We start from the raw sequence: 16,511 nt of genomic DNA on the forward strand, positions 1-16,511 counted from the left end.
ATGGGCAAGCACATCACCCCAGCTCAGGCCGTAGCACTCATCCCCGACGGTGCAGTCGTCTCGGTATCGTCGTCGAGCGGGCTCGGCTGTCCCGACCTGATGCTGAAGGCGATCGGCGAGCGCTTCGAGGCGACGGGCCATCCGCGGGATCTCACGACGCTGCACCCGATCGCCGCCGGCGACATGAGCGGCATCAAGGGCGTCGACCATATCGCCAAAAAAGGTCTGCTGAAGAAGATCATCGGCGGCTCCTATCCGTCTGGTCCGTCGAGCGCCGAACCGCCGCTGATCTGGCAAATGATCGGCAACGAGGAGGTGGCGGCCTACAACGTTCCCTCGGGCATCATGTTCGACATGCATCGGGAGGCCGCGGCCAAGCGGCCGGGCGTGATGACCAAGGTCGGGCTCGACACCTTCGTCGATCCGGAGCGCCAGGGCTGCGCCATGAATGCGCGCGCCGCGGCCGAACCGCTGGTCAAGAAGATCAGCTTCGAGGGCGAGGACTGGCTGTTCTTCCCGGCGATCAAGCCACAAGTGGCGATCATCCGCGCGACGACGTCAGACGAGCGCGGCAACCTGACCTACGAGCACGAGGGTGCTTATCTCGGTGGTCTCGACCAGGCGCTCGCCGCCCGCAACAATGGCGGCATCGTCATTGCCCAGGTCAAGCGCATCACCAAGGACGGCTCGCTGCGTCCGCATGACGTGCGCGTGCCCGGCATGCTTGTCGACTACATCGTCGTCGATCCAGAGCAGAAGCAGACGACGCAGACGGCCTACGATCCGGCGATTTCGGGCGAGATCATGCGCCCGCTCGACAGTTTTCGCGTGCCCGAATTCAACATCCAGAAGGTCATCGCCCGCCGAGTGGCTCAGGAGCTGGAGGCCGGCAGCGCCGTCAATCTCGGCTTCGGCATCTCGGCCAACGTGCCGCGCATCCTGCTCGAAGAGGGGCTGCATGGCGAGGTCACCTGGGTGATCGAGCAGGGGGCTGTCGGCGGCGTGCCGCTGCTCGACTTCGCCTTTGGCTGCGCCTCGAATGCCGACGCCTTCATGCCGTCGCCCTACCAGTTCACCTATTTCCAGGGCGCAGGGTTCGATGCCTCGCTCTTGTCCTTCCTCGAGATCGACCGCAGCGGCTCGGTCAACGTCTCCAAGCTCAGTTTCCGGCCGCATGTGACGGCCGGTGCCGGCGGCTTCGTGGACATCACGGCGCGGGCGAAAAAGATCGTCTTTTCCGGCATGTTCAATGCCGGTGCCAAGCTCGATATCGCTGGCGGCAAACTGGTGGTGGAGAAGGAAGGTAAGCTCAAGAAGCTGGTCAACGAGGTCGAACACGTCACCTTCTCCGGTCGTCGCGCCGTCGAGCAGGGCCAGGACATTACTTACGTCACCGAGCGCTGCGTAATGAAGCTGACGCCCGAGGGCGTCGTGCTGACCGAGATCGCGCCGGGCGTCGATCTGCAGGCGCATATCCTTGATCAGTCCGAGTTCCCGCTGATCGTTTCGGACAAGCTCAAGCAGATGGACGCAGTACTTTTTGCCGAAACGCCGATCGGGCTCAAGCTCCCGCGCAAGGCCGAACGCAGGCTGGAGGGCGCCCATGGCTGACCAGCGCATCAAGGTGGCGTTCGACGGTCCTGTCGCAGTCATCACTGCGGCCCGGCCGGACAAACTCAACGCCTTCGACATTGAGATGCTGAAGGCACTGGCGGCGGCCTGTGATGAGGTCGAGGCGAATGCCGAGACCCGCGTCGCGATCCTGACCGGCGAGGGCAAGGCGTTCTCGGCCGGCGGTGACATCAAGGCCTGGGGCGGCATGACGCCCAACGAGTTCGGTCATGCCTGGGTGCGCTTCGGCCACCGTGTGTTCGAGCGGCTGGCGACGCTGCGCGTGCCATTGATCGCTGCCATCAACGGCCATGCGCTGGGCGGTGGGCTGGAACTGGCGATTGCCGCCGACATCCGCATTGCCGAACGTCACGTGAAGATCGGCTTGCCGGAGACCGGGCTCGGCATGGTGCCGGGATGGTCGGGCACGCAGCGGCTGGTGCGGCGCGCCGGCGCGCAGGTGGTGCGGCGCATGGCGCTGGGCGGCGAGGTTTTTTCCGCCGACGAGGCGGCAGTGCTCGGGCTGGTCGACCATGTGGTCGAGACCGGCGAGGCGGTCGCTGCCGCGCGCGACTATGCGGCCCGGATCGCCGCGCGTGGCCCGGCGGCAGTCGAGGTCGCAAAACTGATGATCGCGGCTGCGAACGGCGAAGACAATGGCACCGCCGTCGAGGCGCTGGGCTCGATTCTCGTGGCCAAGACCGGCGACCTCAAGGAGGGGCTCGCGGCCTTCAGCGAGAAGCGTGCCGCCAAATTTGCAGGAGAATGGTGATGACGGTCCTGATGCGCCCCAAGCCGCTCGACGGCTTCAAGGTCCGCGAGTTCAAGATGCTGATCGACGGCAAGTGGACCGCCGGCGCCGAAGGCAAGATTCTTGAGCGTTCCAGCCCCGGCCACGGCACCGTTGTTAGCCGCTACGAGGCTGCGACATCAGTCGACGCCGAGCGCGCTATCGCGTCCGCGCGGAAAGCTTTCGACGACGGCCACTGGCCGCGCATGACCGGTGTCGAGCGCTCGCGCATCCTGCTGAGGGCCGCCGACATCATTGACGAGCGTGCCGACGAACTGGCCTTCCTCGACTGCATTGAGTCCGGCAAGCCGATCTCGCAGGCCAAGGGCGAACTCGGCGGTGCCGCTGACATCTGGCGCTACGCCGCTGCCCTTGCCCGTGACCTGCATGGCGAAACCTACAACACACTGGGCGACGGCACGCTGGGCGTGGTTCTGCGCGAGGCGATCGGCGTGGTGTCGATCATCACGCCATGGAATTTCCCGTTCCTGATCGTCAGCCAGAAGCTGCCGTTTGCGCTGGCCGCAGGCTGCACGGCAGTGGTCAAGCCGTCGGAGCTGACGTCTGGCTCGACGCTGGTGCTTGGCGAGATCCTTGAGGCCGCTGGCGTGCCGGCAGGCGTGGTCAACATCATCGTCGGCACCGGCCCCGAGGCGGGCGCGCCGCTGACCAGCCATCCCGACATCGACATGGTGTCGTTCACCGGGTCGACCGGCATTGGCCGGCTGACCATGGCGAATGCGGCACAGACGCTGAAGAAGGTGTCGCTGGAGCTCGGCGGTAAGAACCCGCAGATCGTGTTCCCCGACGCCAATCTCGACGACTTCATCGATGCGGCGGTGTTCGGCGCCTATTTCAACGCCGGCGAGTGCTGCAATGCCGGCTCGCGCCTGATCGTCCATCGCGACATCGTCGACGAGGTGACCAGCCGCGTGGCCGCGCTTTCGGCGAAGGTCAAGGTCGGCGATCCGCTGGACCCTTCGACACAGGTTGGTGCTATCATCACGCCGCAACATCTTGCGAAGATCGTCACTTACGTGAAAAGTGCGAGCGACAATGGCGCTGATGTCGCCATCGGCGGTTCTGCCGCCGATCTCGGCCTTGGCCAGTTCATGGAACCGACGATTCTGTCGTCGGTCGCCCCCGACATGGCGGTGGCGCGCGAGGAGGTGTTCGGACCGGTGCTTTCGGTGCTTGCCTTCGAGACCACTGACGATGCGATCCGCATCGCCAATTCCATCGACTATGGCCTGTCAGCCGGCGTGTGGAGCCGCGACTTTGACACCTGCCTGACCGTAGGTCGGAGGGTTCGAGCGGGCACCGTCTGGATGAACACCTTCATGGATGGCGCTTCGGAACTGCCCTTCGGCGGCTATCGCCAGTCGGGCATCGGCCGCGAGCTCGGCCGCCATGCGGTGGAGGACTACACCGAGACCAAGACGCTCAACATGCATATCGGACCGCGCACCGGCCACTGGATGCCGAAGGAGGCGCGGACCTGAGGAGGAATTCCCCGAGGCGGGGCCAAGGGGAACTTATGTCACGCAATGATGCGTGAGGAACTTGCAACCCGGGAGGAACTGGAATGCGTAAGTTTTTGATGAGTACGGCAGCTGTGGCGGCCCTGTTTGCCGCGCCGATGCCGATGGCACATGCCGAGGAAAGCGTCGAAGTGCTGCACTGGTGGACGTCAGGCGGCGAGGCCGCGGCACTCGACGTGCTGAAGAAGAACCTCGAGGCCCAGGGCGTGACCTGGAAGGACATGCCGGTTGCCGGCGGCGGCGGCGAAGCGGCGATGACCGCCCTGCGTGCTCGCGTCACCGCGGGCGATCCGCCCACCGCCGTGCAGGCGCTTGGCTTCGACATCACCGACTGGGCCAACCAGGGCGTGGTCGGCGATCTCGGCGAAGTGGCGGACAAGGAAGGCTGGGACAAGGTCGTTCCGGCAGCGCTGCAGAACTTCGCCAAGCATGACGGCAAGTGGATCGCAGCACCGGTCAACGTGCATTCGACCAACTGGGTCTGGATCTCCAAGAAGGCGCTCGACGCTGCCGGCGGCAAGGCGCCCGAGACCTGGGACGAGCTGGTCGCGGTGCTCGACAAGATGCAGGCCAACGGCATCACCCCGCTCGGCCATGGCGGCCAGGCCTGGCAGGATGCCACCATCTTCGACGCCGTGGTGCTGTCGCTCGGCACAGATTTCTACAAGTCGTCGATGATCGACCTCGACCCGGCGGCACTTGGCGGCGACAAGATGGTCGAAGCCTTCGACCGCATGACCAAGCTCAAGGGCTATGTCGACAAGGACTTCTCCGGCCGCGACTGGAATCTTGCCTCGGCGATGGTCATCGAGGGCAAGGCCGGCATGCAGATGATGGGCGACTGGGCCAAGGGCGAGTTCCTGAAGGCTAACCAGAAGCCGGGCACCGACTTCGTCTGCATCCGCTTCCCCGGCACGCAGGGCGCCGTCACCTTCAACTCGGACATGTTCATGATGTTCAAGGTCGGCGACGACAAGAAGAAGGCGCAGCTTCAGATGGCCGCCGACATCGAGGACCCGGCTTTCCAGTCGTCGTTCAACGTGGTCAAGGGTTCGGTGCCGGCACGCACCGACGTGCCTGACACCGCTTTCGACGATTGCGGCAAGAAAGGCATCAAGGATCTGGCGGAAGCCAGCTCCGCCGGCAAGCTGTTCGGCTCCATGGCCCATGGCTACGCCGCACCTGCAGCGGTCAAGAACGCGCTCTATGACGTCGTCACTCGCCACTTCAACGGCGAGCTCGACTCCAAGGCTGCCGCCAAGGCGCTGGCCGAAGCGGTTGCCGCTGCAAAAGGCTGATCGCCTGCTTTCGTGCCCCGGCTTCGGCCGGGGCACATCCTGACCTGACAACCCAGAGGCTGGACCCATGGCCGATCTCACCACGACCGCACCCCGCGCGGTAACGAACCCGCGCGCGACGTTGCAGGACCTGCTGCCGAAGATCGTGCTGGCGCCGAGCTTCGCGTTGATCCTGATCTTCGTCTACGGTTTCATTGTCTTCACGGGCTTCCTGTCGTTTTCCGGCTCGAAGCTTTTGCCCGATTTTTCGACCTGGGTCGGCCTGAACAACTATGTCAGGCTGTTCAACCATCCCAACTGGATCACGGCGCTGAAGAACCTCGCCATCTTCTCGGTGCTGTACATCGTCGTCTGCAGCTTCATCGGGCTGGCGCTGGCGATCTTCCTTGACCAGAAGATCCGGGGCGAAGGCTTTCTGCGGCCGATCTATCTCTACCCGATGGCGCTTTCCTTCATCGTCACCGGCGTCGCCTGGAAGTGGTTCCTCGATCCCGGCATCGGCCTTGAGCACGTGATGCAGTCATGGGGCTGGGAGAGCTTCTCGTTCCGCTGGATCAAGGAAGGCCAGATGGCGATCTACACCATCGTCATCGCTGCGGTCTGGCAGTCGTCCGGCTTCGTCATGGCGATGTTCCTCGCCGGCCTGCGCGGCGTCGACAACGAGATCATCAAGGCGGCCCAGATCGATGGCGCCTCGACGCTGACAATCTATCGCCGGATCATCATTCCGCTGATGCGGCCGGTGTTCCTGTCGGCCTTTGTCGTGCTCGCCCACCTTGCCATCAAGTCTTACGACCTTGTGGTGGCGATGACCGACGGCGGGCCAGGCACCGCGACGTGGACGCCTGCGCTGTTCATGCAGAAGTTCACCTTCGGCCGCAACGAAATGGGCATGGGCGCGGCGTCCGCGATCATCATGATGATGATGATCTTCGCCATCATCGTGCCCTATCTGTACTCCGAACTCGGGGGGAAGAAGAAATGAGCGCCGCTTCCCAGGACGTCGCCACGCGCAACAGCATCTTCGTTCGCGCCATCATCTATGTCGTGCTGATTCTTTTTGCGATCTACTACCTCTTGCCGCTCTACGTCATGGTGGTGAACTCGCTGAAGCCGCTGGACGAAATCCGCCAGGGCAACATGCTGGCGCTGCCCAAGCAATGGACCATCGCGCCATGGCTGTCGGCCTGGTCGACCGCGCAGATCGGCGTTCAGCCGGTTGGACTGAAGCCCTACTTTATCAATTCTGTGCTGATGGTCGTGCCGGCGGTTGCGCTCTCGACTATCCTCGGCGCGCTCAACGGCTATGTGCTGACCAAGTGGCGCTTCAAGGGCGACAACATCGTCTTCGGCCTGATGCTGCTGGCCTGCTTCATCCCGTTCCAGATCGTGCTGATCCCCTCGGCGCGCATCCTCGGACTGACCGGGCTTGCCGGCACTATCACCGGGCTGGTGCTGATCCATGCCATCTATGGCCTCGGCTTCACCACGCTGTTCTTCCGAAACTACTATGAGGCATTCCCGACCGAGCTGGTGCGGGCGGCACAGATCGACGGCGCCAGCTTCTTCCAGATATTCCGGCGCATCCTGTTGCCGTCGTCGGGTCCGATCATCGTCGTCACCGTCATCTGGCAGTTCACCAACATCTGGAACGACTTCCTGTTCGGCTCATCGTTCTCGGGCTTCAATTCCATCCCGCTGACAGTGGCGCTGAACAATCTGGTGAACTCGTCGACCGGCGTGAAGGAATACAACGTGCATTTCGCCGGCGCGATCCTCGCCGCCCTGCCCACCCTCATCGTCTACATCGTCTCCGGACGCTATTTCGTGCGCGGCCTGATGGCCGGCGCGGTCAAGGGGTAAGCCCATGTCGTTTCTCAAGATCAGCAATCTCTACAAGAACTACGGCCAGGTAGAGATCCTCAAGGACATCAACATCGAGATCGACAAGGGCGGTTTCCTGGTGCTGGTCGGGCCGTCGGGCTGCGGCAAGTCCACGCTGCTCAACACCATCGCCGGGCTCGAGCCGATCACCTCGGGCGAGATCGCGATCAACGGCAAGTCGGTGGCCGGTCTGCATCCGTCCAAGCGCGACATTGCCATGGTGTTCCAGTCCTACGCGCTCTACCCGAACATGACGGTGGCGGGGAACATCGCGTTCGGCATGGAAATCCGCGGCGTGCCCAAGGACGAGCGCGACAAGGCGATCAAGCAGGTGTCCGACATCCTGCAGATCGGCCACCTGCTCGACCGCAAGCCGAGCCAGCTTTCCGGCGGCCAGCGCCAGCGTGTGGCCATGGGCCGGGCGCTGGTGCGCGATCCGCAGGTGTTCCTGTTCGACGAACCGCTGTCGAACCTCGACGCCAAGCTGCGCGTCGACATGCGCACCGAGATCAAGCGCCTGCACCAGCGCATGAAGACGACCATCGTCTATGTCACCCACGACCAGATCGAGGCGATGACGCTTGCTTCCAAGATCGCGGTGCTGAAGGACGGTATCCTGCAGCAGTTCGGCACGCCGGCCGAAATCTACAACAGCCCGGCCAACATGTTCGTCGCCGACTTCATGGGCTCGCCGGCGATGAATCTGCTCAATTGCCGTCTCGAAGGTGGGGCGGGCAGCAGCCTTAGCGTCATCCTCGATCGCCCTGGCGACCAGCCGCTGGCGCTGCCGATCAAGCTGGCCAATGGCGCGCTCGGCGCTTACGCGGGCAAGGAGATCATCTTCGGCGTGCGCCCGGAAGCGCTGACCGATCCCGACGGCGCCGACCGCAACGCCAAGTCGATCGCCGAGGGCGAATGCCTGATCGAGGTGGTCGAGCCGGCAGGCTCCGACACCTTTGCCGTCACCAAGCTCGGCGGCAAGGAAGTGGTGGCGCGCCTGCGTGCCGATGCGGCGATCCATGCCGGCCAGAAGACCAAGCTCGCCTTCAATCTCGACAAGGCGGTGTTCTTCGACCCCAAGAGCCAGCTGCGCATCGCCTGACATGTCCGGACAGCCTGACATCGTCATCATCGGTTCGGGGGTCGGCGGGGCGACGGTTGCCGCCGGGCTCGCCGCGACCGGGGCCGAAATCCTCATCCTTGAAGCCGGCGGCCATATCGAGGATCGGCCGGAGAACCGCGACCAGCGCGCCATCTTCCAGCGTGGCCACTTCCGGCCCGACGAGACCTGGTACGAGGCTGACGGCACCGGCTTCAACCCCGGCAACTACTACAATGTCGGCGGCAACTCGAAGTTCTACGGCGCCGTGCTGACGCGCTATCGCCGCGAGGACTTTGCCGAGATGCAGCATCTCGACGGTGTCTCGCCGGCATGGCCGATTGCCTATGAGGAACTGGAGCCGTGGTACGGCCTGGCGGAAGAACTCTACCAGGTGCGTGGCGCACTGGGCGAAGACCCGACCGAGCCGGTACATTCGAAGCCCTATGGGCTGAAGCCGGTCGCTGACGAGCCGGCGATCTCGAAGGTGCGGATGCGCCTCAAGGCGAAGGGCGTGCACCCTTTTTCGCTGCCGCTGGGCGTCGACATCGAGCGCTGGCTGGCCAAGGGTAAGACGCCGTGGGACGCGCATCCCAACAGTTTTGACGGCAAGATGGACGCCGAAACGACGGCACTTGCAGCGGCGCTGAAGCATGACAACGTCAAGCTGCAGACCGGTTCGCGGGTGACGCGGCTGGTGAGCGGCCCGGACGGCCGGATCGTCGCGGTTCACTATGTCAGCAACGGTGAGGCCGCCGTACTGAAGCCCAAGCTGGTGATCCTGTCTGCGGGTGCGGTGCAGTCGGCGGTGCTGCTGCTGCGCTCGGCCAACGACAGCAATCCGACCGGGCTCGCCAACCGCTCCGACCAGGTCGGCCGCAACTTCATGAACCACAATTCGACGGCGGTGATCGCCATGAGTCCGTGGTTCCGCAACGACTCGGTCTACCAGAAGACTTTCGGCTTCAACGACTTCTATCTCTCCGACGGCGAGGGCGGGCCGCCGCTGGGCAATGTGCAACTGTTGGGGCGCATCTCGGGAACGATCCTGAAGGGGGCGATGCCTTCGGTGCCGGAGTGGCTGCTCAACCGGGTGACCGCGCATTCGATCGATTTCTACGCGATGAGCGAGGACCTGCCGTCGCCCGAAAGCCGCATCATGGTCGATGGCGACCGCATCGTGCTGAAATGGGTGCGCAGCAACTGGGAGGCGCATGAGCGGCTGGTGGCCAAGCTCAAGCAGGTGCTGCGTAGCGCGGGCTTCCCACTCGTCGTGTCACGCGCTTTCGACAAGCGCACGCCGTCGCACTAGTGCGGCACGGTACGCATCGGCAACGACCCCGCGCAGGCGCCGCTCGACGTCTTCTGCCGTGCCTTCGATCATCCGAACCTGTTTGTCGTCGACGCCGGCTTCCTGCCGACCTCGGCGGCGGTCAATCCGGCGCTGACGATCGCGGCCCAGGCGCTGCGCGTCGCCGACCATATTGCCAGGAAGGATCTCGCGGCATGAGTATCCAGGCGAAACCCGTGGCGCTGGTGACCGGCGCGCGCCGCGGCATCGGGCTTGCGGCTGCCAAGGCATTGGCCGAAGCGGGCTTCGATCTTGCCATCACCGACCGAGAAATGGATCAGGCTGCGGTGGAGGCCGTATCCGGCCTTGAAAAGCACGGCGCCAAGGTGCTGTTCGTCGCCTCCGACCTCGCCGAGATCGACGGTCATGCATCGACGGTCGAAAAGATCGCCGATCATTTCGGGCGGCTCGACTGCCTGGTCAACAATGCCGGCATCGCGTCCAAGGTGCGCGGCGATTTCCTCGAGCTTTCGCCCGAGAATTACGATGCCATCATGGCGGTCAATTTGCGCGGCACGGTGTTCTTCACGCAAGCTGTGCTGCGCGCGATGCTGGCCATGTCGCCGCCGAGCCAGCGGCGATCGATCATCAACATCACCTCGATCTCGGCCGAGATGACCTCGCCGGAGCGGCTCGACTACTGCATGTCGAAAGCCGGGCTCTCCGCCTTTACGCAAGGGCTGACGCTCCGGCTGGCGAGCTCCGGCATCGACGTGTTCGAGATCCGGCCCGGCATCATACGCTCCGACATGACGGCCAAGGTCCAGGAAAAATACGACCGGCTGATCGGCGACGGGCTTGTGCCGATCAAACGCTGGGGCGAGCCGGACGATATCGGCCGCATCGCGGCAGCCCTTGCCAGCGGCAGCTTCGGCTTCGCCACGGGCACCATCATCAAGGCCGACGGCGCATTGTCCGTCGCGCGTCTCTGAGAGTTTTCGGGATGAGCTACGACTACATCATCACTGGTGCCGGCCCAGCCGGCTGCGTGCTCGCCAATCGGCTGAGCGAGGACCCTGAAGTGCGCGTGCTGCTGCTGGAAGCCGGCGGCGGCGACTGGAACCCGCTGTTCCACATGCCGGCAGGCTTTGCCAAGATGACCAAGGGCGTGGCGAGCTGGGGTTGGGAGACAGTGCCGCAGAAGCACATGAAGAACCGCGTGCTGCGCTATACCCAGGCCAAGGTGATCGGCGGCGGCTCCAGCATCAACGCCCAGCTCTACACGCGCGGCAACGCCGTCGATTATGACCTCTGGGCGAGCGAGGACGGCTGCACCGGCTGGGACTATCGTTCGGTGCTGCCCTATTTCAAGCGCTGCGAGGACAACCAGCGCTTTGCCGACGACTACCATTCCTATGGCGGGCCGCTGGGCGTGTCGATGCCGTCGGCGGCGCTGCCGATCTGCGACGCCTATATCCGCGCCGGGCAGGAATTGGGCATTCCCTACAACCACGACTTCAACGGCCGCCAGCAAGCCGGCGTCGGCTTCTACCAGCTGACCCAGCGCAACAAGCGCCGCTCTTCGGCCTCCATGGCCTATCTCGCGCCGATCAAGGATCGGCGCAACCTGACCGTTCGGATGAGTGCCCAGGTCAGCCGCATCGTGGTGGAGAAGGGCAGGGCGGTTGGCGTCGAGATCGCCAACGGCAGCAGCACCGAAATCATCCGCGCCGAGCGCGAGGTCCTGGTGTCCTCGGGCGCCATCGGCTCGCCCAAACTGCTTCTGCAGTCGGGCATCGGCCCGGCCGATCATTTGAAGAGCGTCGGCGTGCCGGTCATGCACGACCTCAAGGGCGTCGGCGAGAACATGCAGGATCACCTCGACCTGTTCGTGATCTCCGAATGCACCGGCGATCACACCTACGACAACGTCGCCAAGCTGCACCGCACGCTGTGGGCCGGGCTGCAATATGTGCTGTTCCGTACCGGGCCGGTGACATCGAGCCTCTTCGAGACGGGCGGGTTCTGGTATGCCGATCCCGATGCGCGCTCGCCCGATATCCAGTTCCACCTTGGGCTCGGCTCGGGCATCGAGGCGGGCGTGGCGCGCCTCAAGAATGCAGGGGTGACGCTGAATTCAGCCTATCTGCATCCGCGCTCGCGCGGAACGGTACGCCTTGCCTCGAACGATCCGGCGGCCGCTCCCCTGATCGACCCGAACTACTGGGCCGATCCGCACGACCGCAAGATGTCGATCGAAGGCCTCAGGGTCGCGCGCGAGATCATGCAGCAGGCAGCGCTCAAGCCGTTCGTGCTGGCCGAGCGGCTGCCGGGGCCGGACATCGTGACCGAGGAACAGCTGTTTGACTACGGTTGCGCCAATGCCAAGACCGATCATCACCCTGTCGGCACCTGCAAGATGGGCACCGATGACATGGCCGTGGTCGACCTCGAGCTCAAGGTGCGCGGCATCGAGGGCCTGCGCGTCTGTGACAGCTCGGTGATGCCGCGCGTGCCGTCCTGCAACACCAATGGGCCGACGATCATGGTGGGTGAGAAGGGTGCGGACATCATCCGCAACCGCGAGCCCTTGCCGGCCGCGATCTTCACCCACGAGCGCAACGATGCGCGGCCGCGGGCGCGGGCCGAGGTGAGATAGCCGGCTCCACGGCGCACGATGAGTACCGGACCGCTGCGCTACCTGGAAGCGCGGACGCGGCAAGGGCCGGCGGGCAACAATTGCGCCCGTTTGCCTATCGACATATTGACATAAAGATGTCTTTATGTGACCTGACGGCTTTGTCGCCGAAAGGACGTAAAATGTCGCAAAACGCCTCCTCCCTCGACGCCCTGTTTGGGGCCGTGTCCGCCAGGCCGGACGGTTCGGAGATGATGGCCGCGCTCAAGGCTGCGGCGCGCGAACGAATTCTCGTCCTTGATGGCGCGATGGGCACCCAGATCCAGGGATTGGGCTTCGATGAGGACCATTTCCGCGGCGACAAGTTCACCGGCTGCGCCTGCCACCAGCAGGGCAACAACGACCTTTTGATCCTGACCCAGCCCAAGGCGATCGAGGAAATCCACTACAAATACGCCAAGGCCGGCGCCGACATCATCGAGACCAACACGTTTTCGTCGACCTCGATCGCCCAGGCCGACTACGGCATGGAAGACATGGTCTACGAGCTCAACCGCGACGGCGCGCGGCTGGTGCGTCGTGCCGCGATCCGCGCCCAGCAGGAGGATGGCAAGCGCCGCTTCGTTGCCGGCGCGCTCGGGCCGACCAACCGCACCGCCTCGATTTCACCCGACGTCAACAATCCCGGTTATCGCGCCGTCAGCTTCGACGACCTGCGCATCGCCTATGGCGAGCAGCTGCGCGGCCTGATCGACGGCGGTGCCGACATCATCCTGATCGAGACGATCTTCGACACGCTCAACGCCAAGGCGGCGATCTTTGCCTGCGAGGAAATCTTTATCGAGAAGGGCGTCCGCCTGCCGGTGATGATCTCCGGTACGATCACCGATCTTTCCGGCCGCACGCTCTCGGGCCAGACGCCGACCGCCTTCTGGAACTCGATTCGCCACGCCAACCCCTTCACCGTCGGCCTCAACTGTGCGCTTGGCGCCAATGCCATGCGGCCGCATCTCTCCGAATTGTCCGACGTCGCCGAGACCTTCATCTGCGCCTATCCCAATGCCGGCCTGCCCAATGCCTTCGGCCAGTATGACGAGAGCCCGGAATTCATGGCCGCCCAGGTCGAGGAATTCGCGCGCGAGGGTCTGATCAACGTCGCCGGCGGCTGCTGCGGTTCGACGCCGGAGCATATCCGGGCCATCGCCGAAGCCGTAGCCAAGCATCCGCCGCGCCAGATACCGGAACTGAAGCCGCAGATGCGGCTGTCGGGCCTCGAGCCGTTCACGCTCACCGACGAGATCCCGTTCGTCAATGTCGGCGAGCGCACCAACGTCACCGGCTCGGCCAAGTTCCGCAAGCTGATCACGGCGGGAGACTATGCGGCCGCCCTCGAGGTGGCGCGCGACCAAGTCGCCAATGGCGCCCAGATCATCGACATCAACATGGACGAGGGCCTGATCGATTCGAAGAAGGCGATGGTCGAGTATCTCAACCTGATCGCCGCCGAGCCCGACATCGCGCGCGTGCCGGTGATGATCGACAGCTCCAAATGGGAGATCATCGAGGCCGGCCTGAAATGCGTGCAGGGCAAGGCGATCGTCAACTCGATCTCGATGAAGGAGGGCGAGGAAGCCTTCCTGCATCACGCCCGGCTCTGCCACGCTTATGGTGCTGCCGTTGTCGTCATGGCCTTCGACGAGCGGGGCCAGGCCGACACCAAGGCGCGCAAGGTCGAGATCTGCACCCGCGCCTACAAGCTGCTCACCGAGCAGGCTGGCTTCGCGCCTGAAGACATCATCTTCGATCCCAACATCTTTGCGGTCGCCACTGGCATCGAGGAGCACGACAATTATGGCGTCGACTTCATCGAGGCGACGCGAGAGATCACCCGCACCCTGCCGCACGTCCACATCTCGGGCGGCGTGTCCAACCTGTCCTTCTCGTTCCGCGGCAACGAGCCGGTGCGCGAGGCCATGCATGCCGTGTTCCTCTACCACGCCATCCAGGCGGGCATGGACATGGGCATCGTCAATGCCGGGCAGCTGGCGGTCTATGAATCGATCGATCCGGAGCTGCGCGAAGCCTGCGAGGACGTCGTTCTCAACCGCCTGCCCAAGGCCGGCGGCACCGCGACCGAACGCCTTCTCGAGCTGGCCGAGCGCTACAAGGGCACGGCCGGCAAGGAAGCCAAGGAGCGCGATCTCGCCTGGCGCGACTGGCCGGTCGAGCAGCGCATCAGCCACGCGCTGGTCAACGGCATCACTGAGTTCATCGACGCCGACACCGACGAGGCGCGGCTGAAGGCGGAACGTCCGCTGCATGTCATCGAAGGGCCGCTGATGGCCGGCATGAACGTCGTCGGCGACCTGTTCGGCGCCGGCAAGATGTTCCTGCCGCAGGTGGTGAAATCCGCCCGCGTCATGAAGCAGGCGGTTGCCGGGCTCCTGCCGCACATGGAGGCGGAGAAGGCTGCCAACGCCGCCAAGGGCATCGACGATGGCGAGCGCCAGACCGCCGGCAAGATATTGATGGCGACGGTCAAGGGCGACGTCCACGACATCGGCAAGAACATCGTCGGCGTCGTGCTCGCCTGCAACAACTATGAGATCATCGATCTCGGCGTCATGGTGCCGGCAACCAAGATCCTGCAGACCGCGCGGGAGCAGAATGTCGACATCATCGGCCTGTCCGGCCTGATCACGCCGTCGCTCGACGAGATGGCCCATGTCGCGGCCGAAATGGAGCGCGAGGGTTTTGACATCCCGCTGCTGATCGGCGGTGCCACCACCAGCCGCGTCCATACGGCGGTCAAGATCCACCCGCGCTACGAGCGCGGCCAGGCCGTCTATGTCACCGACGCCAGCCGCGCGGTCGGCGTGGTGTCCAACCTGTTGTCGGCCGAGGCGAAACAGGGTTACGTCGAAACCGTACAAGCGGAGTACAAGAAGGTCGCCGATGCGCACGCCCGCTCGGAGGCCGACAAGCAGCGACTGCCGCTGGCCAAGGCCCGCGCCAATGCGCACAAGGCCGACTGGACCGGCTACACGCCGCCGAAGCCGAGCTTCTTCGGCACGAAGGTGTTCGAAAACTGGGATCTCGCCGAGCTCGCCCGCTACATCGACTGGACGCCGTTTTTTCAGACCTGGGAGCTCAAGGGCCGCTACCCCAAGATCCTCGAGGACGAGAACCAGGGTGCGGCTGCGCGCCAGCTGTTCGAAGACGCCCAGGCGATGCTGAAGAAGATCATCGACGAGAAGTGGTTCGCGCCGAAGGCGGTGATCGGCTTCTGGCCGGCCAATACTGTCGGTGACGACATCAGGCTGTTCGCCGACGACAGCCGCTCGAAGGAACTCGCGAGCTTCTTCACCCTGCGCCAGCAATTGACCAAGCGCGACGGCAGGCCGAATGTCGCGCTGTCCGACTTCGTAGCCCCTCTCGACAGCGGCAAGGCCGACTATGTCGGCGGCTTCGTGGTAACCGCCGGCATCGAGGAGGTGGCGATCGCCGAGCGCTTCGAGCGCGCCAACGACGACTATTCCTCGATCATGGTCAAGGCGCTGGCCGACCGCTTCGCCGAGGCTTTCGCCGAGCGCATGCACGAGTGCGTCCGCAAGGAGTTCTGGGGTTATGCGACGGACGAAAGCCTGTCGGGCGACGAGCTGATCGGCGAGGCCTATCACGGCATCCGCCCGGCGCCCGGCTATCCGGCGCAGCCCGACCACACCGAAAAGACGACCTTGTTCCGCCTGCTCGACGCCGAGAACAATGCCGGCGTGACTTTGACGGAGAGCATGGCGATGTGGCCGGGCTCGTCGGTCTCGGGCCTCTATCTCTCGCATCCGGAAAGCTATTATTTCGGTGTCGCCAAGGTCGAGCGCGACCAGGTCGAGGACTATGCCAAGCGCAAGGGCATGTCGGTTGCAGAGACGGAGCGCTGGCTGGCACCGATCCTCAACTATGTGCCTGCCGCCTTCGCCGAGGCGGCGGAATAGTCGGAGCAGCTTTAGGCGCTTGACTTGTCAATGCGCGCCTATAGCTTGCCGCGTGGTTATGGTTCTCCCGCCTCTCGGCGGGAGCTAAGAGGGAATTCGGTAGAAGCCGAAGCTGCCCCGCAACTGTGAGCGGTCAGGGCATGGTCCCGAAAAGTGGTTTCCGCTTTTCGGAAACGATCATGCCCAATGGTGAATAGCCACATTGCCCACCACGTCACTGGCATGGAGCCGGGAAGACGGGCGATGAAGCAACGACCCGCGAGCCAGGAGACCTGCCTGACCAAGTGAGGTTCCGTGGGCGGGGTGTACCACAGGAGCGCGGATTGAAACGGTAGCCATCCGGCACCGGCTTTGGCCTGCGTTGCTG

10 protein-coding genes, 1 pseudogene and 1 riboswitch are annotated in these 16,511 nt (G+C 64.2%); all 11 genes and pseudogenes read left to right on the plus strand.

Annotation, left to right across the window (positions count from 1 at the left end; translation table 11 throughout):
• The 11 genes and pseudogenes from GGQ99_RS22260 to metH all read left to right on the plus strand — a co-directional run bounded on the left by GGQ99_RS22260 (position 1) and on the right by metH (position 16,144).
• Positions 1–1,611, plus strand: coding sequence for an acyl CoA:acetate/3-ketoacid CoA transferase (locus GGQ99_RS22260; RefSeq protein WP_183264215.1), 1,611 nt, complete (start codon positions 1–3; stop codon positions 1,609–1,611).
• Entirely contained in the window at positions 1,604–2,383 is a 780-nt protein-coding gene (locus GGQ99_RS22265) for an enoyl-CoA hydratase/isomerase family protein (RefSeq protein WP_183264216.1), read from the plus strand. The genes GGQ99_RS22260 and GGQ99_RS22265 overlap by 8 nt, the downstream gene beginning before the upstream one ends.
• The gene (locus tag GGQ99_RS22270; RefSeq protein WP_183264217.1) at positions 2,383–3,903 is read left to right on the plus strand and encodes an aldehyde dehydrogenase family protein; all 1,521 of its coding nucleotides are present in this window, start codon (positions 2,383–2,385) and stop codon (positions 3,901–3,903) included. Before GGQ99_RS22265 ends, GGQ99_RS22270 begins: the two co-directional genes overlap by 1 nt.
• 83 nt (positions 3,904–3,986) lie before the next feature.
• On the plus strand, positions 3,987–5,240 hold the full coding sequence (locus GGQ99_RS22275; RefSeq protein WP_108607063.1) for an ABC transporter substrate-binding protein: 1,254 nt from the start codon (positions 3,987–3,989) through the stop codon (positions 5,238–5,240).
• Positions 5,241–5,307: 67 nt separating this feature from the next.
• Positions 5,308–6,225, plus strand: coding sequence for a carbohydrate ABC transporter permease (locus tag GGQ99_RS22280; protein WP_108607064.1), 918 nt, complete (start codon positions 5,308–5,310; stop codon positions 6,223–6,225).
• Positions 6,222–7,103: a carbohydrate ABC transporter permease gene (locus GGQ99_RS22285; RefSeq protein WP_108607065.1), complete on the plus strand. Its 882-nt coding sequence runs from the start codon at positions 6,222–6,224 to the stop codon at positions 7,101–7,103. The genes GGQ99_RS22280 and GGQ99_RS22285 overlap by 4 nt, the downstream gene beginning before the upstream one ends.
• 4 nt (positions 7,104–7,107) lie before the next feature.
• Positions 7,108–8,226, plus strand: coding sequence for an ABC transporter ATP-binding protein (locus tag GGQ99_RS22290; RefSeq protein WP_108607066.1), 1,119 nt, complete (start codon positions 7,108–7,110; stop codon positions 8,224–8,226).
• A gap of 1 nt (position 8,227) precedes the next feature.
• Positions 8,228–9,733: pseudogene (locus GGQ99_RS22295) on the plus strand (GMC oxidoreductase).
• Positions 9,730–10,506 (plus strand): 3-ketoacyl-ACP reductase, encoded by a 777-nt coding sequence (locus GGQ99_RS22300; RefSeq protein ID WP_183264218.1) that lies wholly within the window; start codon positions 9,730–9,732, stop codon positions 10,504–10,506. The pseudogene GGQ99_RS22295 and the gene GGQ99_RS22300 overlap by 4 nt, the downstream one beginning before the upstream one ends.
• Positions 10,507–10,517: 11 nt before the next feature.
• Positions 10,518–12,173 (plus strand): GMC family oxidoreductase, encoded by a 1,656-nt coding sequence (locus GGQ99_RS22305; protein WP_183264219.1) that lies wholly within the window; start codon positions 10,518–10,520, stop codon positions 12,171–12,173.
• A gap of 161 nt (positions 12,174–12,334) precedes the next feature.
• Complete coding sequence (gene metH / locus GGQ99_RS22310) at positions 12,335–16,144, plus strand: methionine synthase (RefSeq protein WP_183264220.1); 3,810 nt, start codon at positions 12,335–12,337, stop codon at positions 16,142–16,144.
• A 41-nt stretch (positions 16,145–16,185) separates the two neighbouring features.
• Positions 16,186–16,438, plus strand: a riboswitch (cobalamin riboswitch).
• Positions 16,439–16,511 lie beyond the last annotated feature (73 nt).

Origin of the sequence: Aminobacter niigataensis (genome assembly GCF_014200015.1) — a bacterium.
GTDB lineage: Bacteria > Pseudomonadota > Alphaproteobacteria > Rhizobiales > Rhizobiaceae > Aminobacter > Aminobacter niigataensis.